Genomic DNA, 23,102 nt, shown 5'->3' on the forward strand with positions numbered 1-23,102 from the left:
ATATAAAATGATGTTAATTTTCGAAAATAAAAAAGATTCAATTCTAATATTTTGGTAATTTAGCTTCAAATAAATTTACTATGCCAACCGACTGTATCAGCTACCAAAACTCTGGATATTTTTCTTCTTTGATGAATGATTATTTAGACCAAAAAGAACCTACACAGTCGTTTTACAATCGGTTTCCAAATCTTGAAAATTTCGAAGCACAAATAAAGGAAAAGAAAACCAACTATACCAATGAAAACAGAGCTGTTTTAGTTTCGGCTTTGCAAAAGCAATATTCCAAAATCTCCGTTTCTGGTTTGACCCAACGAAATATTGATACTTTGACCAATGACAATACTTTTACCGTTACCACAGGTCATCAACTGAATTTGTTTTCCGGTCCATTGTATTTCTTGTATAAAATTATTTCGACCATCAACCTAACGAAGGAATTAAAAGCAAAATATCCATCACAAAATTTTGTACCCATTTATTGGATGGCAACCGAAGACCACGATTTTGACGAAATTAATTATTTCAATTTCAAAGGCCGAAAGTTTCGCTGGAACAAGGAAAGCTTGGGTCCCGTTGGACGATTATCCACGGAAGGACTGGACGATTTTTTTGAAGTTTATTCTCTCGAATTGGGTTCTGGAAAAAATGCCGAAGCCATCAAAAAAATTTTTAAGGAATCCTATTTGAACCATTCCAATTTGGCCGACGCTACCCGTTTCCTGGCCAATGCACTTTTTGGCGAATACGGATTGGTTATTCTCGATGCTGACAATCCAGATTTAAAACGAACCTTTATACCTTATATAAAAGAGGAATTAACGCTTCAGACTTCCCACAAAAAAGTCCTTGAAACTATCGAGAAACTAAAAAGCTATACCATTCAAGTTAATCCACGCGAGATTAATTTGTTCTATATGGAAGATAATTTGCGGGAACGTATTATTTACGAAAACGGTATGTATACAATAAACAATACTAAAATAGAATTTTCGGAAAGCGAAATTCTTGCTGAGTTGGAAAATCATCCCGAAAAATTCAGTCCAAACGTGATAATGCGTCCGTTGTACCAAGAAGTGATTCTGCCCAATTTATGCTACATTGGCGGAGGTGGAGAAATCGCTTATTGGCTGGAATTAAAATCTTTTTTCAATGCAGTAAATATTAGCTTTCCAATACTATTACTTCGAAATTCAGTCTTGTTGGCCACCGAAAAGCAAGCCAAAAAAGCAGACAAACTAGGATTATCCTGGAGTGATTTGTTTTCAAAAAAAGATGATTTGGTTAATGAAAAAACAAAAGTATTGGATGATTTTTCAATTGACTTGTCCATTCAAAAAGATTTTCTAAAAAACCAGTTTCATTATCTACACAGTTTGGCGCAAAAAACAGACAAATCATTTCTTGGAGCAGTAAAAGCACAAGAAACCAAACAAATAAAAGGGCTGGAAAATTTGGAAAAACGGCTATTAAAAGCTCAAAAAAGGAAACATTTCGAAGAATTGGAACGAATCACGGACTTGCAAAACGAATTGTTTCCCAACAAAAGTTTACAGGAACGCCAAACCAATTTTTCTGAATTTTATTTGGAAAACGGAAATGATTTGATTCAAAAATTAATAGACCAACTAAAACCTTTGAATACTAAATTTGAAGTCATTGTGTTTTAGATTTACCATTTTTATCCTTTTTAATTGCTCATTTATTAAAATCAATTCATAAAAAAGTTCTACTTTTGCACCAAATTTAAAAAATCCAAAAACAAAATGGCTACAAATAGAACTTTTACAATGATCAAACCGGATGCAGTTGCTAACGGACACATCGGAAATATATTGGCAATGATCACAAACGGTGGTTTCAAAATCGTTTCATTGAAATTAACACAATTAACTGTTGCTGATGCGCAAGCATTTTATGCTGTTCACGCTGCAAGACCTTTCTACGGAGAATTGGTGGAATTTATGTCAAGAGGACCAATCGTTGCTGCCATCTTGGAAAAAGAAAATGCTGTTGAAGATTTCAGAACTTTGATTGGAGCCACAAACCCAGCCGAAGCCGCCGAAGGAACTATCCGTAAAGCATATGCAACTTCAATCGGAGAAAACGCGGTTCACGGTTCAGACAGCGATGAAAATGCAGCTATCGAAGGTGCTTTCCACTTTGCAGGAAGAGAGCAATTCTAGATTCTTGATTAAAGATTAACGATTTTTGAATTAAGATTAAAAATCATCAAAACAGAAAATCCCGTTTCAAATTTTTGAAACGGGATTTTTTTATTTACAATCACAAAAATCTGAAATCCAAAATCGTTAATCTTCAATCTGAAATTATCATCTTAAAACAACATCCTTCACCACGTCACGACGCAATTCTTCGTTAATCATTGCCACAATTTTTGATTTTCCGTGACTCAATTCTTCCCTCAAAACCGCCGAAGAAAGTTCGACATACAAAGTGCTTCCTTTCAAGACCACGTTCTTTGTGTAATGATTCACGCCATTGCCCATCAAGTTTTTCCAGGCCTCTTTCACGTCAATTTGATCCATTCCGGGTTGGAGCTTGTTGACTTGGATAATCTGCTTTAAAACATCACCAACCGTACTCTGATTATTTAGTCTTTTTGCCATCGTCCGATATATTTAGTGGTTCCGCTTTCTTGTAATGGTATTCTTTTTTATCCGCATTTTCAAAAACCAATTCTTTGTCAGAAATAGCAATTAATTCCTCGCTCCATTTGGCATAAGGAGTGGCATAATCAAAAAACACTTTGTCGTCCTTGAATCGTACTTTTACATCTTCTTGCGTATCATTTACCATAAAAGTACCGTCCAATTGCGGCATCACTTTCTTCCGGAAACCCTTGTTTTTATTGTCAATCTGGAAATAATCATAACTTTCGTTGACCCCGTAGTCCTTTTCTTTTCCTTGATCAAAAACCACTTTTTCGATTTCCCAATAGCCGTTAATTTTAGCTATGTCTTCGGGTTTTATCTTTTGCTGGCAAGAGACAAAAAGAAACAACAAGAATAAAAGGATAAAGGTATTTTTCATATAAGTTTTATATTTTGGAGCTACTCCTTGCTAGATGCTATGGATGAAAAAGACATTTCATCTCTTTGACAAAGTTAACCTTATAAAGGTAAAGAAAATAAAAATTAGTGCTTTGCAACAATAAATATTATCTGTTTTTCATTCTTTTAAAAAAACCAAGAATAAAGAAAATGGCACCCAAAAAAAGTAAAATATAATACAACGGGATGTTTTTGTCTCTTACAACATTGGATAAAACAAAGCATACAACACTCACTAAATAGAAATAAATAGGAGATATATTTTTGAAAAAAGAAAAATTCATTATCTATTATTTAAAGAAACTATCTACAAACTCGTATTTATTAAAAACCTGTAAATCCTCGATTCCTTCTCCTACTCCTATGTATTTCACGGGAATCTGGAATTGGTCTGAAATCCCGATAACCACACCACCTTTGGCAGTTCCGTCGAGTTTGGTAACCGCAAGTGAAGTCACTTCGGTAGCTGCGGTAAATTGTTTGGCTTGCTCAAAAGCATTTTGTCCTGTAGAACCATCGATAACCAACATTACATCGTGCGGTGCATCGGCAACAACTTTTTGCATCACGCGTTTTACTTTGGTCAATTCGTTCATCAAATTGATTTTGTTGTGCAAACGACCAGCTGTGTCAATAATTACAATGTCGGCGTTTTGAGCCACTGCAGATTGCAAAGTATCGAAAGCCACGGAAGCAGGATCGCTTCCCATATTTTGTCTCACGATGGGAACACCCACTCTATCTGCCCAAACTTGCAATTGGTCGATGGCCGCGGCACGAAAAGTATCGGCGGCACCAAGAACCACTTTATGGCCTGCTTTTTTGAATTGGTAGGCTAGTTTCCCAATGGTAGTCGTTTTTCCAACACCATTTACTCCCACAACCATCAAAACATAGGGTTTTGTGTTGATTGGAATTACAAATTCGGTGGCTTCACCAGCATCGATTTCAGAAAGTAAACCTGCAATTTCTTCTCGAAGGATTTGGTTGAGTTCGTCGGTTCCAAGGAATTTATCTTCGGCAACACGAGCTTCAATTCGGGTGATGATTTTTAGGGTTGTATTGACTCCAACATCTGAAGACACCAAAATTTCTTCCAAGTTGTCCAACACCTCATCGTCCACCTTTGATTTTCCGGCAACGGCTTTGGTTAATTTGGAAAAGAAAGATGTTTTTGATTTCTCCAGACCTTTGTCCAAAGATTCTTTTTTTTCTGAAGAAAATATTTTTTTAAAAAAACTCATCGGATTATTGATTGAGGATTAACGATTTTAGATTTTATATCGTTTTGTTTAATGACCTAGCCCTGATGGAAGCGACATCCTTTTGTGGCGGGGTTCGCCACAAAAGATATAGCGTACAGCAGGAAACAGCTCCTGAAAAATTTGATAGACAAATATAGAAAATAAAAAAGCTACTTCCGAATGAAAGTAGCTTTTCTATATAATGCTATTTGGATTATTTCTTTTTCAAGAATTCATCAACTGCTTCAGGAGCCATAATAGATTCTACGAATGTATATGCACCAGTTTTAGGAGATTTCACCATTTTGATGGCTTTTGATAATCTCTTAGAAGATGTTTGTAACGATGCTACGGTTTTCTTTGCCATGATTCAAATGTTTTTTATATTTTAATCAATCTCTAATGCAAGCATTTGAGATTTTATTAAAATCTCTAATTATTTAATTTCTTTGTGAACAGTTACTTTCTTCAAGATTGGATTAAATTTTTTAATCTCTAATCTGTCTGGAGTATTTTTTTTGTTCTTTGTTGTTATGTATCTTGAAGTTCCTGCAACACCTGATGTTTTGTGTTCAGTACATTCTAAAATTACCTGGATTCTATTTCCTTTGCTTTTCTTTGCCATCTTGATATATATTTAGGAGTGGATTATTTAATAAATCCTTCTGACTGTGCTTTTTTCAAAACTGCAGCAATTCCATTTTTGTTAATTGTTTTTACCGTCGATGCAGCTACTCTTAGAGTAATCCATCTATCTTCTTCTGGAAGATAAAAACGCTTTTTAACTAAGTTTACAGAAAACTTTCTCTTAGTTTTATTCATAGCGTGAGAAACGTTATTTCCTACCATCGCTCTTTTACCTGTAAGGTCACAAACTCTAGACATTATTCTTATTTTTATCGTTATTCAAAATCAGGGTGCAAAGAAAAGGAAAATAAACGGATGAAGCAAAAAATTATGAGACATTTTTCAAAATTTCTTTTCGCAGTATTTCGATGCTCTTGTTCACGGCTCTATCTATCACTTTTTCACGGGGTTGGCCAAAATTAAATTCTTCGACAATTACTTCGTTTGGTGTTGCCAATGCTATAAAAACGGATCCAACTTCAGCATTTGAGTCTCCTTTTGTGGGTCCGGCATTCCCGGTTGTTGCAATGGCATAATCCGTTTTCATTATGTTTTTGACGTTGATTGCCATTTGTTTTGCCACTTGGGCACTTACAACAGAATATTTATTGATTAATTCTTCCGAAATACCCAAAACCGATATTTTGGTTTCCGTTGCATAAGATACCACACTGCCTTTAAAATAGTTGGACGCTCCAGAAACGGAAGTCAACAGCTGGGCGATATGGCCTCCCGTGCAACTTTCGGCAGTGGAAATGGTTTTCTTTTGCTGGGTTAAAAGTCTTCCCACAACGGTTTCCAAGGTTTCATCATCTTCAAAACCCACGATGATGTCGCCAATTATTTTGGTCAAAGAAACCACGTTTTCCTCGATGGACTTCTCCAGAAATTCTTTATTGGTTCCTCTTGCAGAAAGTCGCAATCGCACTCTTCCCGGCGCAGGCAAATAGGCTAATTTTATGAATTCGGGCAAATTATTCTCCCAAACTTCAATTTGCTCAGCCACAGCACTTTCTCCTCGACCGTAAGTCATAATGGTTTTGTGCAGAATGTAAGGTCGTTCGTATTCTCGAACTACTTTGGGAATAATTTCGTTTTCGACCAAGTATTTCATTTCAAAAGGAACTCCCGGAAGCGAAATAAAGACGGTGTTTTCTTTTTTCATCCACATTCCCGGTGCCGTCCCCACTTGGTTGTGCAGCACTGTACATTTTGAAGGAACAAGGGCTTGATCTTTGTTGATTTGCGTGATGGTTCTCTTGTAAAAACCTTCTATTAATTGGGTAACGTGAACAAGGACAGCTTCATCAACAATCAATTCATCGTCAAAATAATCACAGAAAGTTTTTTTGGTCACATCATCTTTGGTAGGTCCAAGACCTCCAGTGATTATGACTAAATCGACCTTGTTTTGAAATTTCAGGAAGGTATCCAAAATATGCTGTTTATCATCACTGATAGAAGCCATTTCGTATGTTTCGACACCAATTCTATCTAATGATTTTGCTATAAAAGCGGAATTCGTGTCAACAATTTGCCCAATGAGAATTTCGTCGCCTATAGTAACTATGGCTGCTTTCATTTTTATATTTTAGATTGGAGATTGCAGAATTTAGATTGCACCGTGAAGACTTATCTATAAATCAAAATCTTTTTTCAACTCTTTCACGGCATCTTCCACTTGATTCTTGATACTCTTGAAAGTCTCTTTGATTTCTTTTTTTTCACCTTCGGCTTTTGTCCAAGCTTCAACTTGAAGAATTTCTTCAAAAGCCACTTTTAAACCGAGTAAATCGAGTGTTGGTTTAATTTTATGGGCATAAGCATAAGCATGCTTATGGTCTTTCTTCTTGATTCCTTCCTTTATTTGAGCCAAATCATCAGGAACTTCAGTAACAAACAAGTTCACAATTTGCAGGACAAATTCTGGGTCGTTATCTGAAAGTGCGTACACTTTTGCTAGGTTGTAATGTAGTGCCATTATTTTATTTGTATGCTAAATAGTTTATTTCCTTCTAAAAATCCTTCCAAAACATCTTCCGACTTCACCGCTGCAACCCCCTCTGGAGTTCCAGTAAAAATAATATCGCCAATTTTCAAAGTAAAATACTGGGAAACGAAAGAAATTAGCTCATCTATTTTCCACAACATATGACTGGCATTCCCTTTTTGAACCGTTTTATTATTATTGGTCAATTCAAATGTAATATTTTCCAATGAATTAAATTGACTTTTGGGCAAAAATTCACCAATTACAGCCGAACCGTCAAACGCTTTTGCTTTTTCCCACGGCAATCCTTTTGCTTTTAATTCACTTTGTAAATCCCGAGCCGTAAAGTCTATTCCCACACTTATCTCGTCGTAATATTTATGGGCAAACTTGGCATCGATATATTTCCCAACCTTGTTTATTTTAACAATCAACTCTATTTCGTGGTGAATGTCATTTGAAAATTCAGGAATCACGAACGGATGTTGTTTCAATAAAATAGCCGAATCGGGCTTCATAAAAATAACGGGTTCCGATGGTCTTTCGCTATTTAATTCCTCAATATGCTTGACATAATTCCTACCGATGCAGATGATTTTCATTTCTTTTGGTTTTCAGTCACAGTTTTTAGTCGCTGCTTTCAGCTCACAACTGTAAACTGTAAACTGCGACTGAAAACTTATTTTGTGTTCAATTTTCTCAATTTTATTGCCGTCAACACTTTCTTGGTGTATAAAGGAAAATCAGCATTTTGAATCCAACTGAAATATCCCGGTTCAGACTCCAGTATAGCTTCAACCTTGGCTCCTTTGTGTTTTCCAAACGTAAAAATCTCATTATCATCCTTGTCAAAAGCAATCATTCCCGCAAAATCAGCAATTTTCTTTCTGGTCGTGAATTCCGAAAGTGATTTCATGTCGTTTTCCAATTCTGGATAACGGTCTAATTGGGCTTTCATTATTTCGTAAGTTGCCATAGTATCCGCTTCCGCAGAATGCGCATTTTCGAGACTTTGACCACAATAAAACTTCAAAGCAGCACTCAATGTTCTTTCTTCCATTTTGTGAAAAATAGTCTGGACATCAACTGAAACTCGATTTTTCATGTCAAAATCCACTCCGGCACGAAGCATTTCTTCTGCCAATAACGGAATATCAAAACGGTCTGAATTGTATCCAGCCAAATCCGAATCCTTGATCATGTTGTACACCTGGGAAGACAACTCCTTGAAAGTTGGCTCATTGGCTACTTTTTCGTTGCTGATTCCGTGAATGGCGGTAGATTGAGGTGGAATTGGAATAGTTGGATTGACCAACCATGTTTTACTTTCTTTATTTCCGTTGGGAAAAACTTTAAAGATTGCTATTTCAACAATTCGATCTTTGGCGACATCAATTCCTGTGGTTTCTAGGTCGAAAAAACAAATTGGTTTGTTAAGCTTGAGCTCCATTTATAAATTTTAGAATGACAAATATATCTTTTTGAACGTACCGTTCGTCGATTATTTAAAAAAGTTTTGGACAAAAACCAATACCCCAACCATTTGAAAAACGGTCGGGTCATATATTAAAATTTTACGTTAAACGTAAAAATCACTATCTAAATCAAATGCTTCCAGATACTCGGCGACACGCTTCACAAAACTTCCTCCCAACGCACCATCAACTACTCTATGATCGTAACTGTGGGAAAGGAACATTTTTTGGCGAATGCCTATAAAATCACCCTCTGGAGTTTCTATAACGGCCGGCACTTTTCGGATGGCTCCAAGAGCAAGGATTCCCACTTGCGGCTGGTTGATGATTGGCGTTCCAAAAACACTGCCAAAAGTCCCCACATTTGTTACCGTATAAGTTCCACCTTGAGTGTCGTCCGGTTTTAGTTTTCCGGTTTTGGCACGATGACCAAGATCGTTCACGGCTCTTGCCATACCAACCAAATTGAGTTGATCCGCATTTTTGATTACTGGAACAATCAGGTTTCCATTAGGCAATGATGCTGCCATTCCCAAATTTATATTTTTCCTTTTGATAATAAAATCACCATCGACGGCAATATTCATCATTGGAAAATCTTTCAAGGCTTTGGCAACGGCCTCCATAAAAATGGGCGTATAAGTCAACTTCTCTCCTTCTCTTTTTTCGAAAGCGGTTTTTACTTTTTCTCTCCATTTTACAATATTGGTCACATCGACTTCGATAAACGACTGTACATGAGCCGAAGTCTGCACCGATGCCATCATATAACCAGAAATAAGCTTGCGCATTCTGTCCATTTCGATGATTTCGTCACCTCCATTTACAGAAACTGGCATTGCGGTTTGCGGTTTGTTGATGATAGTTTGCTTCGCCAGTTCGCTGTCGCTCGTGTGTGATTGGGCAATTGTTTTTGGCACCTCAACTGAACCAGTCGTTTCAGCACCTCTATTTTTAATATAATTTAAAACATCTTCTTTGGTAACCCTGCCATCTTTTCCCGACCCAGAAATACTTTCCAATTCAGCAAGAGAAATACCTTCTTCTTTGGCAATATTTTTGACTAATGGTGAGAAAAATTTATCAGAATCCGAAAAATTGGTTGGCACGGCAACGATTTCTTTGGCCACTTCCATACTTTTTTCAATGGCAGCAACTTCAACTGGCACAACAACAGCCTCGCTCGCCATTTCCGAAACAGAATCGGCTTCAGTTTCAATAATAGCAATGGTTTGTCCTACTTGAACCATATCGTCTTTTGCAAACAATTGCTCAACCAAAACACCCGAAACCTCGCTTGGCACTTCGCTATCGACTTTGTCGGTGGCGATTTCAAGCACAACTTCATCGGCTTCAATCTTGTCGCCCACTTGTTTCAACCAATTTGTAATGGTTGCTTCCGCAACGCTTTCTCCCATTTTTGGAAGCTTTAATTCAAATCTTGCCATATTGTTTCCTAAAAGGGTAATTGTAATTTTATGAGCACAAAATTAGTGATTAATTTTAGTTTTAGCCACGAATTATACAAATTTACTCGAACTTTAAATATTGCCAAAAAGTAGTAATGTCGGAAAATTTTTAAAACTAAAAACCTAAATCTAAAATCTAAATTTTCACAATTTCTCCTCTATCAAAACTGCTGTTGCTTCCAATCATAAAACCTGAATCTTTAGGTAAAATTTTAAAGGTAAAACCGTTGCCATTATTGGTTTCGAAAGCTTTAATAATGTTTTTTAAATCGAGATAATTTTGGTCAAAAATGATTTCCGCAGCACCCTTATCAGAAAAGGAATCCACTGTTTTTTGAAGTTCCATCTTTTGTTCGAATTGTTTTTCTAATTTCTCTCCCAGAATTTCATTGTCAGAAACCAAAATATATTTTTTTGGAGACAACTTTGTTTTTGATTTTCCTTGAAACATTTTCACGAAAGAAAAAAACACGATTCCCATTTCCATAAAAACAGAAAATAAAATGGACACCCGAAAATGTTTTTTATAGAAAAAATTCATCGCTTCGCGGAATCTTTTCATATAAGTTCCATCTTTTACGGTGCTTTCCCCTTTGTAATGTATAACGGAAGTTTCGTGGAAATAATAGTTTGATTTTCCTTTCTTCAACGCCATATACGACAAATCAATATCGTCGGAATACATGAAACAATTCTCGTCGAAACCACCAATGTCATTGTACAATTCCCGTTTCATCAGCATAAAAGCGCCCACGAGAATCTCGACTTTTCCAGTTACGTTTTCGGATAAATGTTGGGCATAATATTTCCCGAATGTATTTGGAAAAACTTTATACAAGCCTGTGATTTTGGTAAAAGCCACAAACGGTGTTGGAGTTCCCCGTTTGCTTTCGGGCAGGAAATTTCCCGTTCCGTCGATGAGTTTCACGCCCACAATTCCCAAATCTTTTTGTTTTTTGGCGAAAGCCAATACCTTTGTAAAAGTATCTTCGGCAACAACCGTATCAGGATTGAGGATGCAAACATATTCTCCTTGGGCTTGACTTACGCCAATGTTGTTTCCTTTCGGGAAACCCGAATTTTCCTTGTTCTCGATGAGTTTCACGTTCGGAAAACGATTTTTCATCATCTCGCAACTGTCATCCTGGGAATTGTTGTCGATGACAATAATTTCGGCATCGATGTTTAGTATGGCTTTTTGAACACTTAGAACGCAAAGCTCCAAGAAGTATCGCACGTTGTAATTGAGGATGATGACGGATAGTTGCATTTTCAAGAATTATTAAAGCAACTTGGTTAAGCCGTCAGGATTTTTTGAGTTGTTCCAAAATAAAATCAAGTCTATTTGAGACTTCTCTTCAATGATTTTATAATACAAAGTAGTCTGTTTTGAGATTACCAATGAATAACAATCTTTTTCGGACTTATAAATTCCGAGTTTTGGAGTTTTAGATAATGTTGCCAGAAAATCGTAAACTAAATCTTCAAATTTCTGAACTTCGACTTCATTCCATTTTAACAAAATGAAATCTATCTCGTCAAAATAACTATAAGTTGCAATTGATTTCCATTCAATTCTATAAATCATTTCAGAAAAGGATATTTTAATTTGGTTCTCCTTTTCATTTCTTCACTTGAAATTCCCAACCCCATTTCGCTTTGTTCCAAACCTAATTCCAATAATTTCCGTAACAAAACTTCTTGTTCATCGGTATTGTTTGGATCTAGCTTTTCTTTAAAAATGGATTTATAATCCGTTGCTGGCTCCTGAACAGAATCCTGTTTTTTATCAATCGAATGTTTCTTTGGATTTTCCATCGTGAAAGAATTTTAAAACTCAAATGTACGTAATAATTCCAAAACAAAAAAAAGCTGCTTCAAAACGAAACAGCTTTCCAGTAATTTTATAAATGAAGTTTTTATTGACCTGCTTCTTTTTTGGCATCTTCCACCATCTTGTCATTTGCCAAAATAGCAAATTCAACACGACGGTTTTGAGTTCTTCCTTCGGCAGTGTCGTTTGCTGCAATTGGATCGGCAATTCCTAATCCAGTTGTTTTAAATCGACTGCTAACCAATCCTTTCGAAGCCAAATAATTTTTGACAGATTCGGCTCTTTTTTGAGAAAGAGTAAGATTGAATTCTGGACTTCCCGTACTGTCGGTATAACCATAAATTTCGATGTTGGTATCGGCATATTCTTTAAATACTGGAACCAATTTATCCAAATTAGCTTTTGCAGTCGTGGTCAATGTCGCTTTACCCGTATCAAAACGAACCGCATTTTCATTTAAAACCAAACGAATTCCTTCGCCTACTCTCTCCACATCTGCACCCGGCAATGCTTGGTCTATTTCTCTGGCTTGCTTGTCCATTTTATTACCAATCAAAGCTCCTGTTCCTCCACCAACTGCAGCACCAATAAGTGCTCCACCTGCTGTTCCAATTTTTGAATTGTTCCCTATAATCCCTCCAATAAGAGCTCCAGCAGCAGCACCAATCCCTGCCCCTTTTTGAGTATTATTGGCATTTTTTGTGGCTTCACAACTTGTAAATAGAGTTGCCAACAAAAACAAGCCGCTTATTCCTAGAATTGTTATTTTTTTCATGATTATTTAGTTTTTAGTAGAATTGATTTTTTCGAATTGATAAGTAACGTCTTTATTTTGACCACCAACATTAATATTGTCTATCAATTGAAATGAAGTCTCTGTTTGATTGGCCACTCGCAATAAATATCCTTGGGTAACGGTTTTTGATTTCACTCCAGCCTCAACAATTTTCAGTACAAAAACACCTTCCTTGTTGACACTCCAAACAATTGGCGAACTGAAAGCGGGACAACCTGTCTTTGTCAAACTCATGTTCCCTTTGTTGTTGTTCGAAATAAAATGCCAAGTACTTCCAACGAAACATTTAGAATCGGCGATTTGAAATGAACTTACTTTAATATAATCGGAACCCGGATAAGTCACGCTGGTGATTTCCCAATCTCCTTTGATGAACACTTGGGAACTTTTGTCCAACTTCGTGCTGGCAACCGGTGCGCTTTTTACTGGTGCGCTTGTTGCTGCGGATTTACTTTTGCAAGCAAAAAGCACCAAAACCACCATCATCAATGTAATTATTTTTTTCATTTTCATAGTCTTTATAAGATTAAACTTGTTACAAAGGTACAATGAAGCACCCAAAAAATGTTTCAAAATAAAAGCTTTTTGTATCAAAATTAACAGTTCCGACAATTTGTCACTTTGGTCGAAATTGGTATCTTATTTGAGTAAGCAGTAAACAATTATAAAACTATAAAAATTCAAAATATGGCAACTGGACAAATTAACGTTTCGGTAGAGAACATCTTCCCCTTGATCAAGAAATTCTTGTACAGCGATCACGAAATATTTTTGCGTGAATTGATTTCCAATGGAACAGATGCTACCTTAAAATTAAAACATTTAACCAGCATTGGCGAAGCCAAAGTAGAATACGGCAACCCAATTCTGGAAGTAAAAATCGACAAAGAAGGCAAGAAACTGCACATTATTGACCAAGGTTTGGGAATGACTGCCGATGAAGTGGAGAAATACATCAACCAAATCGCTTTCTCTGGCGCCGAAGAATTTTTGGAAAAATACAAGGATTCTGCCAAAGATTCTGGAATTATTGGTCACTTTGGTCTTGGATTCTATTCTGCATTTATGGTGGCATCCAAAGTGGAAATCATCACCAAATCATACAAAGACGAGCCGGCAGCACACTGGATTTGCGACGGAAGTCCAGAATTTACTTTGGAACCAGCCGACAAAACCAGTCGTGGAACCGAAATCATTTTGCACATCGCCGAAGATTCATTGGAATTCTTGGAAGAATTTAAAATCAAGGAATTGTTGAATCGCTATAACAAGTTTATGCCTGTTCCAATTAAATTTGGAACCAGAATCGAGAAAATCGAACAAAAGAAAGGTGAATTTGTTGAATCAGAAAACAAAGACGAAATTTTCACTGAAGTGGAAGTAGACAACATCATCAACAACCCGAATCCGGCTTGGACCAAACAACCAACGGAATTGACCGACGAAGATTATAAAAGCTTCTACCACGAATTGTATCCAATGCAATTCGAAGAACCGTTGTTTCACATCCATTTGAACGTGGATTATCCGTTTAACTTGACCGGAATTTTGTATTTCCCAAAATTGGGTTCTGATTTACAAATCCAGAAAGACAAAATTCAATTGTACCAAAACCAAGTTTACGTTACGGACAACGTGGAAGGAATCGTGCCCGAATTCTTGACAATGTTGAAAGGTGTGATTGATTCACCGGACATTCCATTGAATGTTTCCCGTTCTGGATTGCAAGCCGATGGCGCCGTGAAGAAAATCTCGAACTACATTACCCGTAAAGTAGCCGATAAATTGAAATCATTGTTCACCGAAAATCGTGAAGATTTTGAACAAAAATGGAACGACATCAAAATCGTTTTGGAATACGGAATGCTTTCCGAAGATAAATTCTACGAAAAAGCGGGTGCTTTCGTTTTGTATCCAACCGTGGATGACAAATACTTCACTTTGGAAGAATTGAAAGAAAACTTGAAGGAAAACCAAACCGACAAAGACGGAAAATTGGTGGTTTTATACGCTGGAAACAAAGAAGCGCAGCACTCTTATATCGAAATTGCCAAAGAAAAAGGATACGAAGTATTGCTTTTAGACTCGCCAATTATCTCGCATTTGATCCAAAAAATCGAAGGCGACAATAAAGAGTTGACTTTCGTTCGCGTGGATTCAGACCACATCGATAATTTGATCAAGAAAGAGGAAACTACCATTTCTAAATTGTCTGATACCGAAAAAGAAAGTTTGAAAGCTTCATTGGAAACCTATATTCCTAAAGCATATTCTGTACAACTAGAAGCTTTAGACAGCAATGCAGCGCCTTTTATCATCACGCAACCAGAATTTATGCGTCGTATGAAAGAAATGAGCCAATCTGGTGGTGGCGGAATGTTCGGAATGGGGAATATGCCGGAAATGTACAACTTGGTGGTAAACACCAACTCCGATTTGGCTTCCAATATCTTGAACACTGAAGACAAAACAACCCAGGAAGGTTTGGTAAAACAAGCTTTGGACTTGGCCAAATTATCCCAAAACCTGTTGAAAGGCGAAGAGCTTACGGCTTTCGTGAAGAGAAGTTTTGACTTGATTAAATAAGCAGAGAACCCATTTTATGCAATAAAATGGAATGAATCGCTTATTCCGAACTTGGTTCGGAATCTTTTCGAAAATAGGAAATCAAGACCTGCAAGTGAAAATTTGCAGGTCTTTTTATTTTGGCGAAGAACGAATGTTTACCAATAGACCATAATCACCCATCAAATAGAGTTTTTCAAAGTACAATTTCTTTTTAAGTTAAAAACTCATTTAATTATTTGTAAATAAATATTTATATATTTGATAAAATAATACTACGCATAAACACAACCTAAAACATTCGCATTACATAACCATTTAGAACAAAAACTGGCAATTTTATGTGTATATAAAATAGTTAGTAGCTATTTTAAAAAAAACGGAGAAATAACATGGATAAAAACGACAAAAAATTTAAACCATCTAACGATTCAATTATTTGGATATTTTTAATTCTCGCATTAATTATATTAATATTTTCGTGCGTTGCACCATCTTTTTTTGTAAAAGTGGCAAAAAATCAAGATTTAGATTTTACTAAAACTGGAAATATTGGAGACACTATTGGAGGTTTAATGAATCCATTCGTAGCAATAGCTGGAATACTTGTAACATTTTTAGCCTTCTATATCCAATTTTCTTTTAATAAATTTCAAATTAACCTATTCAAGCATCAATGGGATGACACTCAAAATAAATATGAAAAAGACAAATTTGAAAATCAATTTTATGAAATGCTTAGGTTACATAAAGAGAATGTAAATGAAATGTCATTAACAACTAAAAAAATAATTATTCACCCTAATACTAATCGTGAAATTGTAGAAAACATCGTTTCTGGCCGAAGAGTTTTTGAGTATATAATCAATGAATTTGAATTAATATTAATTGTAGCATTAGCAAGTTTCAAAGATGAAAATTTGGATAACCAAAAAATTATAAATGAGGCATATGGTGTTTTGTTTCATGGTTTACATAGTTTTGACATAAATAAGCACGTCTTTTATCAAAATTTAAAAAAACTTCAATCAAACATTTACAATCTCGACTATGAAGAATTCAATAAATCTTTAACTAATATAACTGGAGTTGTTACTGTTTCATTGGCACAAAGAATTGATTATTCAATTTTTAATGGATATTCATCTCAACTTGCACATTACTATCGACACTTATATCAAACGGTGAAATTTGTGGTTTCACAACCAGAAAAAAAAGTTAATTATGAAGAAAAAAGAAATTTATTGAGGATTTTACGTGCTCAACTCTCTAACTTAGAACAAGCTTTACTATTTTACAATTGGTATTCTGGTTTTGGCAAACAATGGCAAGATAATAATAATAATTTTTTTACAGATTATAGGATGATACATAACGTTTATAATGATTTATTACATTTAGATATTAAACTTGAAGATATTTTTGATTACAATAATAATTATAAAAAAGAAAAAAACCGTGAAAATGATTCGCTTTTTGAATCACAAGATTGGTAAAAAAACAGCTATTAACAGCCGTTTGGTGACATTTAAACATATGCATTATGACAGGACTAGTATTAAAATTATCATATAATAATATTGGAGAAACTCCGGTTATTGGTGGAATAACTGGTAGCTTCTTTTTTATAGAAAATAATATCGTGGTAACAGCAAATCATGTTCTAAACAAAAAAGATTTCACGCCCAATGAAGGATTCAAATACTGTCAATTTTGGTTACTTATCGAACCGAACATTGTAATTGAAGTTAGCCTCGAAAAACTTATTGAATTCCCAGATATTGATTCAACAATAATAAAATTGGAAGAGAAATACCAAATTCCAGTTAGAACTATTTCAAATACATCAATTGAAGTGGGTAAATATTGTTTTAATGAAGGTTTTATTGGCGGTCAAATGCCGAGAATAATGGCTAACTGGAATGATGAAAAACTCGTAATTACTGGTTGCTATTATAATAATACAAAAGCATTAGGTGAAGGTTTTGTAAAATCAATAAAAGTTATGACTGTAAATGCTGCTGATATTAAAATGGAAAATGTGCTAGGAATTGAAACTTCTTATGGTGGAATTCAAGGAATGTCAGGAGGTCCACTTATTGACAGAATTACAAATCAGATAGTTGGATTAATGTCAATCGGATATCCAGAAGACGTCCAAATTAAACAAAGTCTTTTTGCTATTGAAATTCAACAACTTATTGAAAGACTAAACGTCGCCTAACGGCCGTTTGGCAAAATAGCTTGTTTTGTCTTTCTTGAAAAACACTCTGGGCTTAATAATTTCTTTTTACATTTTTCTTTAACTTGCCACTACTTCCCCCGCTGGCGCGAGCGTCCCGCTCGTGCACACAAACAAAATAAAAATAAAGAAATTACAAATTGAAATGGGTACGAGCGGGACGCTCGCACTAGCTGTGAATCGCTTATTCCGAACTTGGTTCGGAATCTTTTCGAAAATAGAAAATTCAAAACCTGCAAGTGAAAATTTGCAGGTCTTTTTTTTGAGAAAAAATTCCTATATTTGGATTTCAAATCAAAAATCTCGACCATGAAAAAATTGTTTTTGTTTATTCTTGCGATTTCCTGCAATTATGGCTTTTGCCAAGATTCCAATGAAGATTTTATGAAAACGAGCGTGGTGCAACTCAAGCAAACCGCTCCCGAATTTTCGTTTACCACCAGCGACGGCAAAACAGCAAACTTGTCAGATTACAAAGGCAAGGTTATCTTGATTAATTTCTTCGCTACTTGGTGCGGTCCTTGTATGCAAGAAATGCCGCTGATAGAAAATGAAATATGGAACAAACTCAAAGACAATCCTAATTTTGTTCTCCTTAGTCTTGGCAGAGATCATTCTCAGGCAGAAATAGACAAATTCATTGCGCAAAAGAAATTTACCTTTCCAATTTATGCCGATAAAGGTAAAATCGTTTACTCACTTTTTGCCAAACAATACATCCCCAGAAATTATTTGATTGACAAAAATGGAAAAGTGGTTTATGCCTCGACAGGATTTACCATGGAGGAATTCGAAGATTTAAAAGCAACAATTGACAAACTTTTGAAAAAATAAGTGTCAAAAAAAATAGAATTAATCATCAAAACCTGCAATTGAAAATTTGCAGGTTTTTTGTTTTAAAAAACTGCAAGTTGAAAAAAGAATCACGAACTTTGAAAGTGAAATTTTAAAAATCAAAAAAAAATGGTTGTACACATTGAAACTCCTGCCCTACTTTTCTCCGCCACTTCATTGATATTACTCGCTTATACCAATCGATTTCTTACCATTGCCACCATCATTAGAGGACTAAAAAAAGCTTACAAAGAAAAAGAAAACAGCATGGTTTTATTGGAAATCAAAAACCTCAACTTGCGATTGACGCTCATTCGTTACATGCAAATGGCCGGAGTCTTGAGTTTATTCCTGTCGGTATTCACGATGTTGCTTTTGTTCTTGGACCAGCAAGAATTAGGCGTTTATCTTTTTGGGTTGAGCTTGCTGAGTTTGCTTATTTCATTGGGCTTGTCGTTTTGGGAAATCAACATTTCAGTTGATGCACTTCGTTTGCATTTGAGCGATTTGACAGAGAAAAAAGAAGTGAAATAAACCTTTTTTCGAAAATAAAAAAGAATTCACAACCCGATTAAACCCTTTTACAAAATCCAAGTCCAACTTTTATAGCCCTTTAGATCATGAACAAACACACGCTTTGGTCCTTGCGACTCGGATATTCGGCAAAACAGGCAAAAACTATCGAAAAAATAGGCTTGAAAAAGTTCTTGGAACAATCTTATGCCACAAAACTGGATTCAAAAATTCCTGATTTTCTGGAAGACAGTCCAAAAACATTCAACGAATACAAGGAACTTCGAAAAACATTAATTGCTGCAAATCCAGAAGCCAAAAAGGAAATGCAAAAAAAAGAAATACAGACTTCCGCAGCAATGAAAGGGTGGTGGATTGACAAAATGATCAAGGACGAATTTCCGCTTCGTGAAAAAATGGCTTGTTTTTGGCACAATCATTATGTTTCCACTTTCCAAAAAGTAAAGATAAATTATTGGGTTTTTCAGCACAATCAAATTCTACGGGAGAATGCTTTTGGCAATTTCAAAACCTTGACCAAGCAAATCATTCAAAGCAATGCGATGGTGCGTTATCTCGACAATACCGACAACCGAAAAGGCAAACTCAACGAAAACTTGAGTCGGGAATTGCTCGAACTTTTCACTCTTGGCATCGGAAATTACACGGAAGACGATATTAAAAATGGGTCGAAAGGTCTAGCTGGATTGGGCATTGGCGAAGAAAGCGCGATTTACAGAAAAAATTTCGAGGACAATGAACCCTTTGTTTATTTTGGAAAAAAAGGCAATTTCAAAGTGGATAAAATGATCGACATCATTTTCGATCAGCCCAATATTCCATATTTAATTACTCGAAAAATATTGAAATGGTTTATTTACGACAATCCAAAGGAAGAATTGGTGCGTTATTATGGTGATTATTTCAAGAAAATGGATTTTGAAATCCAACCGCTCTTGACCAAAATTTTCACCGAAGAGTTTGCCAAAAACAATGCGGGTTCCAAAATTAAAAACCCGTTGGAATACAGTTTACAATTAATGGAGGAACTGAATATTGCCAATCCCAACACCAAATTAATCACTTTTTTTATCAAGGAACAAGGAATGGACTTGTTCAATCAACCCAATGTGAAAGGTTGGGACGGCGGAAATTCCTGGCTCACTTCACAAGTTTTTTTGCAACGAAACAATACAGCCGATTTGCTTTGCAACGGCAAGAATATAAACCGGGGCAGAAAAGAAATGGACGAAAATTCTATGATGAACCAAAACCCAAATCGACTGTTGAACGTAAAATTGAATTGGGACAAAGAAGGGAACAACAAACAAATCATTGCAGAACTCAAAGACCGATTACTGTTTCAAACCGACGAAAGTAGCCAAGCGGATTTTGAGCAAATCTTGAAATACGATTTCGACAGCAAAACTGCAGGTTCCGAAAATGCCGTAATGCGTTTGTTTAATTTTATGGTAAAAACTCCTGAATTCCAAATCATTTAAGTCTAGTATCATGAACAGAAGAAATTTTTTAGCACTCACGGGAACATTTACAGGCGGTTCACTCCTATTGCCTGATTTTTTATACTCTTTTGGTTCCCAAAATAATTTGGTTTTGGGCGAACAATCCGTCGTTTTCGTTCAATTGAATGGTGGAAATGATGGACTAAACACCTTTATCCCGTTTGAAGACGCACTTTATTATGACTTGCGTCCAAAAATTGCTCTTTCAAAAACCGAAATTCTGAATTCATCAAAAGGAATGGCTTTTCATCCCTCCTTGAAAGGGTTTGCAAGTATGCAACAAAGCGGAGATTTGTCGGTGATACAAAATGTGGGCTACCCCAATCCGGTTCGTTCCCATTTTCGAAGTCAGGAAATTTGGCAAACAGCTCCAACAAACCAGGAATATTTAAGTGATGGCTGGCTGGGTCGTTATCTCGATTTGCAATGCAAGGAACACCAACCCACAGCAGGAATAAACATTGACAACATTGACAACTTGGCCTTGAAAGGCGAAGAACCCAACTCGATTACTGTAAAAGATCCGAATCGATTCAAAACCAAAAGCAAAGCTGAAAACGACGATCAATTATCCAACAATCCACAGCTGGATTTTGTTCGAAAAGTGGCCAATTCCATCGTTGAAGGTTCTGATGAAATCCAGAAAGCATTGGTAAAATCAGCGGCTTCAGACGTGGTTTATCCCAAAACGGGTTTGGCTAAAAATCTGGAATGGATTTCGAAATTGATAAAAGGAAACCTGAATTCGAAAGTGTATTATACATCACTAGGCGGTTTTGACACCCACGACAATCAATTGGCCATCCACAAAAATAAATTGACGGAACTCAATGATGCCGTTTATAGTTTCTATGAAGATTTGAAAAAATCACAACAATTGCAAAACGTGACCATTGTGGTTTTCTCTGAATTTGGTCGTCGAGTAAAAGACAACGGACGAGGAACCGACCACGGAACGGCCGCACCTATGTTTGTCATTGGAGGAAATAACCGCGGAAAAATCATTGGCAACAATCCCAATCTTTCGGATTTGGACAATGGCGATTTGAAACACCAGATTGATTTCAGGAGTGTTTATGCCTCCATCCTGAAAAACAAATTGAATTTTGATTCCTCCAAAATTGGAATACAAGACAAAGCATTGGAAGGTTTATTTTAAAAAGGTAATAGCGTTATCTTTGTTCGTTTAAAATTCAAAAAATGACAAAAAATAGCGTGTTAAAAGGAGTCTTTCTCGTTGGAATTGGTGCAAGCAGTTACGGCATGCTGGCCACTTTTGTAAAAATAGCGTATTCCGAAGGATTCACGACACCAGAAGTCACCGTTTCCCAGCTTGTCATTGGAATAATCGCAATGCTGATTGTCAATGCTTTTCAAAAAGCAAAAAAGGGTAAAGAAGTTGTCAAGGCTTCTGCCAAAAACATTTTTCATTTGGTAGCTGCAGGAACTTCCATAGGGTTTACAAGTGTTTTTTATTACATGACCCTCCATTATGTCCCCGTTTCCATTGCCATTATTTTATTAATGCAGACCGTTTGGATGGGAGTGGTTTTTGAAATGTTTTTGGAAAAGAAAAAACCATCCCTGCAAAAAATACTATCTGCCATCATCGTGTTGACAGGAACTGTTTTTGCAACAAATCTTATCAAAAGTTCCAATACATTAAACTGGATGGGTATTTTCTTCGGATTATTATCGGCGGCATCTTTTACGGCAACCATGATTACCGCCAATCGTGTCGCTTTGGGAATTTCTTCCAGTCAACGCAGTCTGTACATGCTTATTGGCGGATTTTTTGTTGTTCTTTCATTTGCTTTTTTGACCCAAACCACTCCTTTCAATTTTGATGTTTTCCTGAAATGGGGAATTGTCTTGGCATTCTTTGGCACCATTATTCCTCCATTGTTGTTCAACATTGGTTTTCCTCTTACCGGAATTGGATTGGGAAGCATCGTTTCTGCATTGGAACTTCCCGTTTCCGTATTGATGGCTTATTTTATTTTGAACGAAAAAGTGAATGGTACCCAATGGTTTGGAATCATGCTCATCATCCTTGCCATTATCATAATGAACATAAATTTCAATCGCTTTTTCAAGCAATAATTAACTAAGAATCAAACATTTCAACAGAATTTTTTGATTATAAAACACATTTAGTTTAACTTCGTATACATTAACAATCTAAATTTTACATTATGAGAAAATTATTGGCTGAATTTTTTGGTACGTATTGGTTGGTTTTTGGCGGTTGTGGTAGTGCTATTTTTGCTGCCGGATTTCCTGATTACGGAATAGGGTTTGCTGGAGTTTCTCTGGCTTTTGGTTTAACAGTTTTGACAATGGCTTATGCAGTGGGTCATATTTCTGGTGGACATTTTAATCCCGCAGTTTCTTTCGGATTGTGGGCTGGCGGTCGTTTTTCTGCCAAGGAATTAGTGCCTTACATCATTGCTCAATGCGTTGGAGCCATTGCCGCTGCTGGAACATTATTCACAATTGCCTCTGGAAGGACTAGTTTCATCATTGACGATGCCAAAGCTGCCAATGGCTTTGCTGCTAATGGTTTTGCTGCTTTATCTCCAGGTGGCTATTCGATGCAATCTGCTTTTTTAGCTGAATTTATATTGACAATGTTCTTTCTTCTTGTAATCCTTGGTGCAACCGATAAATTTGCCAACGGAAAATTCGCGGGAGTTGCCATTGGACTGGCATTAACCTTAATTCACTTAATCAGTATCCCTATTACCAATACATCTGTAAATCCTGCTCGTTCTTTGTCCCAAGCTTTATTTGTAGGCACAGAACATATATCACAATTATGGTTGTTCTGGCTGGCACCAATATTGGGTGCCATTGTAGCTGGTTTAATCTATAAAAATTTACTACAAGACAATTCAGAGGCCTAATTCCTTTTGT

Annotated in this window: 27 protein-coding genes; 11 read left to right on the top strand and 16 right to left on the bottom strand. The window is 36.1% G+C overall.

Annotated elements, in window-relative coordinates:
- Positions 1-80: 80 nt before the first annotated feature.
- Positions 81-1,670: a bacillithiol biosynthesis cysteine-adding enzyme BshC gene (gene bshC, locus BUC16_RS09970; RefSeq protein ID WP_073370273.1), complete on the top strand. Its 1,590-nt coding sequence runs from the start codon at positions 81-83 to the stop codon at positions 1,668-1,670.
- 96 nt (positions 1,671-1,766) lie between these two features.
- A complete protein-coding gene (locus BUC16_RS09975; RefSeq protein ID WP_073370275.1) occupies positions 1,767-2,186 on the top strand; it encodes a nucleoside-diphosphate kinase in 420 nt (139 codons plus the stop codon).
- Positions 2,187-2,333: 147 nt separating this feature from the next.
- Here the strand turns inward: BUC16_RS09975 and BUC16_RS09980 are convergent, their stop codons facing one another.
- The 16 genes from BUC16_RS09980 to BUC16_RS17595 all read right to left on the bottom strand — a co-directional run bounded on the left by BUC16_RS09980 (position 2,334) and on the right by BUC16_RS17595 (position 13,016).
- A complete protein-coding gene (locus BUC16_RS09980; protein ID WP_073370276.1) occupies positions 2,334-2,630 on the bottom strand; it encodes a DciA family protein in 297 nt (98 codons plus the stop codon).
- The gene (locus BUC16_RS09985) at positions 2,611-3,054 is read right to left on the bottom strand and encodes a lipocalin family protein (RefSeq protein WP_073370278.1); all 444 of its coding nucleotides are present in this window, start codon (positions 3,052-3,054) and stop codon (positions 2,611-2,613) included. The genes BUC16_RS09980 and BUC16_RS09985 overlap by 20 nt, the downstream gene beginning before the upstream one ends.
- 310 nt (positions 3,055-3,364) lie before the next feature.
- On the bottom strand, positions 3,365-4,318 hold the full coding sequence (gene ftsY / locus BUC16_RS09990) for a signal recognition particle-docking protein FtsY (protein ID WP_073370279.1): 954 nt from the start codon (positions 4,316-4,318) through the stop codon (positions 3,365-3,367).
- Positions 4,319-4,532: 214 nt separating this feature from the next.
- Entirely contained in the window at positions 4,533-4,685 is a 153-nt protein-coding gene (locus BUC16_RS09995) for a DUF4295 domain-containing protein (protein ID WP_073370281.1), read from the bottom strand.
- A gap of 69 nt (positions 4,686-4,754) precedes the next feature.
- Positions 4,755-4,943, bottom strand: a complete 189-nt coding sequence (gene rpmG / locus BUC16_RS10000; RefSeq protein WP_073370286.1) for a 50S ribosomal protein L33 — start codon at positions 4,941-4,943, stop codon at positions 4,755-4,757.
- A gap of 23 nt (positions 4,944-4,966) precedes the next feature.
- The gene (rpmB, locus tag BUC16_RS10005) at positions 4,967-5,203 is read right to left on the bottom strand and encodes a 50S ribosomal protein L28 (RefSeq protein WP_073370288.1); all 237 of its coding nucleotides are present in this window, start codon (positions 5,201-5,203) and stop codon (positions 4,967-4,969) included.
- Between the two features lie 70 nt (positions 5,204-5,273).
- The gene (locus BUC16_RS10010; protein WP_073370289.1) at positions 5,274-6,527 is read right to left on the bottom strand and encodes a competence/damage-inducible protein A; all 1,254 of its coding nucleotides are present in this window, start codon (positions 6,525-6,527) and stop codon (positions 5,274-5,276) included.
- 54 nt (positions 6,528-6,581) lie between these two features.
- Positions 6,582-6,926 carry an Hpt domain-containing protein gene (locus BUC16_RS10015; protein ID WP_073370291.1) on the bottom strand — a complete coding sequence of 115 codons (345 nt, stop codon included), beginning with the start codon at positions 6,924-6,926 and terminating at the stop codon, positions 6,582-6,584.
- Positions 6,926-7,537: a fumarylacetoacetate hydrolase family protein gene (locus tag BUC16_RS10020; protein WP_073370292.1), complete on the bottom strand. Its 612-nt coding sequence runs from the start codon at positions 7,535-7,537 to the stop codon at positions 6,926-6,928. Before BUC16_RS10020 ends, BUC16_RS10015 begins: the two co-directional genes overlap by 1 nt.
- Positions 7,538-7,614: 77 nt before the next feature.
- Positions 7,615-8,385 (bottom strand): 3'-5' exonuclease, encoded by a 771-nt coding sequence (locus BUC16_RS10025; RefSeq protein ID WP_073370294.1) that lies wholly within the window; start codon positions 8,383-8,385, stop codon positions 7,615-7,617.
- Positions 8,386-8,514: 129 nt separating this feature from the next.
- Positions 8,515-9,858, bottom strand: coding sequence for a dihydrolipoamide acetyltransferase family protein (locus BUC16_RS10030; protein WP_073370295.1), 1,344 nt, complete (start codon positions 9,856-9,858; stop codon positions 8,515-8,517).
- Between the two features lie 157 nt (positions 9,859-10,015).
- Positions 10,016-11,149 carry a glycosyltransferase family 2 protein gene (locus BUC16_RS10035; RefSeq protein WP_073370297.1) on the bottom strand — a complete coding sequence of 378 codons (1,134 nt, stop codon included), beginning with the start codon at positions 11,147-11,149 and terminating at the stop codon, positions 10,016-10,018.
- Positions 11,150-11,161: 12 nt separating this feature from the next.
- Entirely contained in the window at positions 11,162-11,467 is a 306-nt protein-coding gene (locus tag BUC16_RS10040) for a hypothetical protein (RefSeq protein ID WP_073370298.1), read from the bottom strand.
- Positions 11,464-11,697 (bottom strand): hypothetical protein, encoded by a 234-nt coding sequence (locus BUC16_RS10045; RefSeq protein ID WP_073370300.1) that lies wholly within the window; start codon positions 11,695-11,697, stop codon positions 11,464-11,466. The genes BUC16_RS10040 and BUC16_RS10045 overlap by 4 nt, the downstream gene beginning before the upstream one ends.
- 101 nt (positions 11,698-11,798) lie before the next feature.
- Positions 11,799-12,488, bottom strand: a complete 690-nt coding sequence (locus tag BUC16_RS17590; RefSeq protein ID WP_073370302.1) for a YiaD family glycine zipper/OmpA-like lipoprotein — start codon at positions 12,486-12,488, stop codon at positions 11,799-11,801.
- 6 nt (positions 12,489-12,494) lie between these two features.
- Positions 12,495-13,016, bottom strand: a complete 522-nt coding sequence (locus BUC16_RS17595) for a lipocalin family protein (protein WP_073370752.1) — start codon at positions 13,014-13,016, stop codon at positions 12,495-12,497.
- A gap of 180 nt (positions 13,017-13,196) precedes the next feature.
- On the opposite strand from BUC16_RS17595, the gene htpG reads away from it, so the two are divergent.
- From htpG to aqpZ, 9 genes are all read left to right on the top strand, one after another.
- On the top strand, positions 13,197-15,095 hold the full coding sequence (gene htpG, locus BUC16_RS10060) for a molecular chaperone HtpG (RefSeq protein ID WP_073370303.1): 1,899 nt from the start codon (positions 13,197-13,199) through the stop codon (positions 15,093-15,095).
- A 371-nt stretch (positions 15,096-15,466) separates the two neighbouring features.
- Positions 15,467-16,570: a putative phage abortive infection protein gene (locus tag BUC16_RS10065; RefSeq protein WP_073370305.1), complete on the top strand. Its 1,104-nt coding sequence runs from the start codon at positions 15,467-15,469 to the stop codon at positions 16,568-16,570.
- Between the two features lie 47 nt (positions 16,571-16,617).
- Positions 16,618-17,298 (top strand): trypsin-like peptidase domain-containing protein, encoded by a 681-nt coding sequence (locus BUC16_RS10070; protein WP_073370306.1) that lies wholly within the window; start codon positions 16,618-16,620, stop codon positions 17,296-17,298.
- A gap of 327 nt (positions 17,299-17,625) precedes the next feature.
- Positions 17,626-18,150, top strand: a complete 525-nt coding sequence (locus tag BUC16_RS10075; protein ID WP_073370753.1) for a TlpA family protein disulfide reductase — start codon at positions 17,626-17,628, stop codon at positions 18,148-18,150.
- Between the two features lie 129 nt (positions 18,151-18,279).
- On the top strand, positions 18,280-18,684 hold the full coding sequence (locus BUC16_RS10080; protein WP_073370308.1) for a DUF2721 domain-containing protein: 405 nt from the start codon (positions 18,280-18,282) through the stop codon (positions 18,682-18,684).
- An 86-nt stretch (positions 18,685-18,770) separates the two neighbouring features.
- Positions 18,771-20,165, top strand: coding sequence for a DUF1800 domain-containing protein (locus tag BUC16_RS10085; protein WP_073370309.1), 1,395 nt, complete (start codon positions 18,771-18,773; stop codon positions 20,163-20,165).
- Positions 20,166-20,175: 10 nt separating this feature from the next.
- On the top strand, positions 20,176-21,345 hold the full coding sequence (locus BUC16_RS10090) for a DUF1501 domain-containing protein (protein ID WP_073370311.1): 1,170 nt from the start codon (positions 20,176-20,178) through the stop codon (positions 21,343-21,345).
- A gap of 41 nt (positions 21,346-21,386) precedes the next feature.
- On the top strand, positions 21,387-22,289 hold the full coding sequence (locus BUC16_RS10095) for an EamA family transporter (RefSeq protein ID WP_073370312.1): 903 nt from the start codon (positions 21,387-21,389) through the stop codon (positions 22,287-22,289).
- Positions 22,290-22,381: 92 nt separating this feature from the next.
- A complete protein-coding gene (gene aqpZ / locus BUC16_RS10100; RefSeq protein WP_073370314.1) occupies positions 22,382-23,092 on the top strand; it encodes an aquaporin Z in 711 nt (236 codons plus the stop codon).
- Positions 23,093-23,102: the final 10 nt, after the last annotated feature.

The organism is Flavobacterium fluvii, from assembly GCF_900129545.1.
GTDB lineage: Bacteria > Bacteroidota > Bacteroidia > Flavobacteriales > Flavobacteriaceae > Flavobacterium > Flavobacterium fluvii.

What these genes read in the sequence shown, in the direction of transcription:
- bshC (WP_073370273.1), top strand. Translation starts at nt 81, where the DNA reads ATGCCAACCGACTGTATCAGCTACCAAAACTCTGGATATTTTTCTTCT.
- BUC16_RS09975 (WP_073370275.1), top strand. Translation starts at nt 1,767, where the DNA reads ATGGCTACAAATAGAACTTTTACAATGATCAAACCGGATGCAGTTGCT.
- BUC16_RS09980 (WP_073370276.1), bottom strand. Translation starts at nt 2,630, where the DNA reads ATGGCAAAAAGACTAAATAATCAGAGTACGGTTGGTGATGTTTTAAAG.
- BUC16_RS09985 (WP_073370278.1), bottom strand. Translation starts at nt 3,054, where the DNA reads ATGAAAAATACCTTTATCCTTTTATTCTTGTTGTTTCTTTTTGTCTCT.
- ftsY (WP_073370279.1), bottom strand. Translation starts at nt 4,318, where the DNA reads ATGAGTTTTTTTAAAAAAATATTTTCTTCAGAAAAAAAAGAATCTTTG.
- BUC16_RS09995 (WP_073370281.1), bottom strand. Translation starts at nt 4,685, where the DNA reads ATGGCAAAGAAAACCGTAGCATCGTTACAAACATCTTCTAAGAGATTA.
- rpmG (WP_073370286.1), bottom strand. Translation starts at nt 4,943, where the DNA reads ATGGCAAAGAAAAGCAAAGGAAATAGAATCCAGGTAATTTTAGAATGT.
- rpmB (WP_073370288.1), bottom strand. Translation starts at nt 5,203, where the DNA reads ATGTCTAGAGTTTGTGACCTTACAGGTAAAAGAGCGATGGTAGGAAAT.
- BUC16_RS10010 (WP_073370289.1), bottom strand. Translation starts at nt 6,527, where the DNA reads ATGAAAGCAGCCATAGTTACTATAGGCGACGAAATTCTCATTGGGCAA.
- BUC16_RS10015 (WP_073370291.1), bottom strand. Translation starts at nt 6,926, where the DNA reads ATGGCACTACATTACAACCTAGCAAAAGTGTACGCACTTTCAGATAAC.
- BUC16_RS10020 (WP_073370292.1), bottom strand. Translation starts at nt 7,537, where the DNA reads ATGAAAATCATCTGCATCGGTAGGAATTATGTCAAGCATATTGAGGAA.
- BUC16_RS10025 (WP_073370294.1), bottom strand. Translation starts at nt 8,385, where the DNA reads ATGGAGCTCAAGCTTAACAAACCAATTTGTTTTTTCGACCTAGAAACC.
- BUC16_RS10030 (WP_073370295.1), bottom strand. Translation starts at nt 9,858, where the DNA reads ATGGCAAGATTTGAATTAAAGCTTCCAAAAATGGGAGAAAGCGTTGCG.
- BUC16_RS10035 (WP_073370297.1), bottom strand. Translation starts at nt 11,149, where the DNA reads ATGCAACTATCCGTCATCATCCTCAATTACAACGTGCGATACTTCTTG.
- BUC16_RS10040 (WP_073370298.1), bottom strand. Translation starts at nt 11,467, where the DNA reads ATGATTTATAGAATTGAATGGAAATCAATTGCAACTTATAGTTATTTT.
- BUC16_RS10045 (WP_073370300.1), bottom strand. Translation starts at nt 11,697, where the DNA reads ATGGAAAATCCAAAGAAACATTCGATTGATAAAAAACAGGATTCTGTT.
- BUC16_RS17590 (WP_073370302.1), bottom strand. Translation starts at nt 12,488, where the DNA reads ATGAAAAAAATAACAATTCTAGGAATAAGCGGCTTGTTTTTGTTGGCA.
- BUC16_RS17595 (WP_073370752.1), bottom strand. Translation starts at nt 13,016, where the DNA reads ATGAAAAAAATAATTACATTGATGATGGTGGTTTTGGTGCTTTTTGCT.
- htpG (WP_073370303.1), top strand. Translation starts at nt 13,197, where the DNA reads ATGGCAACTGGACAAATTAACGTTTCGGTAGAGAACATCTTCCCCTTG.
- BUC16_RS10065 (WP_073370305.1), top strand. Translation starts at nt 15,467, where the DNA reads ATGGATAAAAACGACAAAAAATTTAAACCATCTAACGATTCAATTATT.
- BUC16_RS10070 (WP_073370306.1), top strand. Translation starts at nt 16,618, where the DNA reads ATGACAGGACTAGTATTAAAATTATCATATAATAATATTGGAGAAACT.
- BUC16_RS10075 (WP_073370753.1), top strand. Translation starts at nt 17,626, where the DNA reads ATGAAAAAATTGTTTTTGTTTATTCTTGCGATTTCCTGCAATTATGGC.
- BUC16_RS10080 (WP_073370308.1), top strand. Translation starts at nt 18,280, where the DNA reads ATGGTTGTACACATTGAAACTCCTGCCCTACTTTTCTCCGCCACTTCA.
- BUC16_RS10085 (WP_073370309.1), top strand. Translation starts at nt 18,771, where the DNA reads ATGAACAAACACACGCTTTGGTCCTTGCGACTCGGATATTCGGCAAAA.
- BUC16_RS10090 (WP_073370311.1), top strand. Translation starts at nt 20,176, where the DNA reads ATGAACAGAAGAAATTTTTTAGCACTCACGGGAACATTTACAGGCGGT.
- BUC16_RS10095 (WP_073370312.1), top strand. Translation starts at nt 21,387, where the DNA reads ATGACAAAAAATAGCGTGTTAAAAGGAGTCTTTCTCGTTGGAATTGGT.
- aqpZ (WP_073370314.1), top strand. Translation starts at nt 22,382, where the DNA reads ATGAGAAAATTATTGGCTGAATTTTTTGGTACGTATTGGTTGGTTTTT.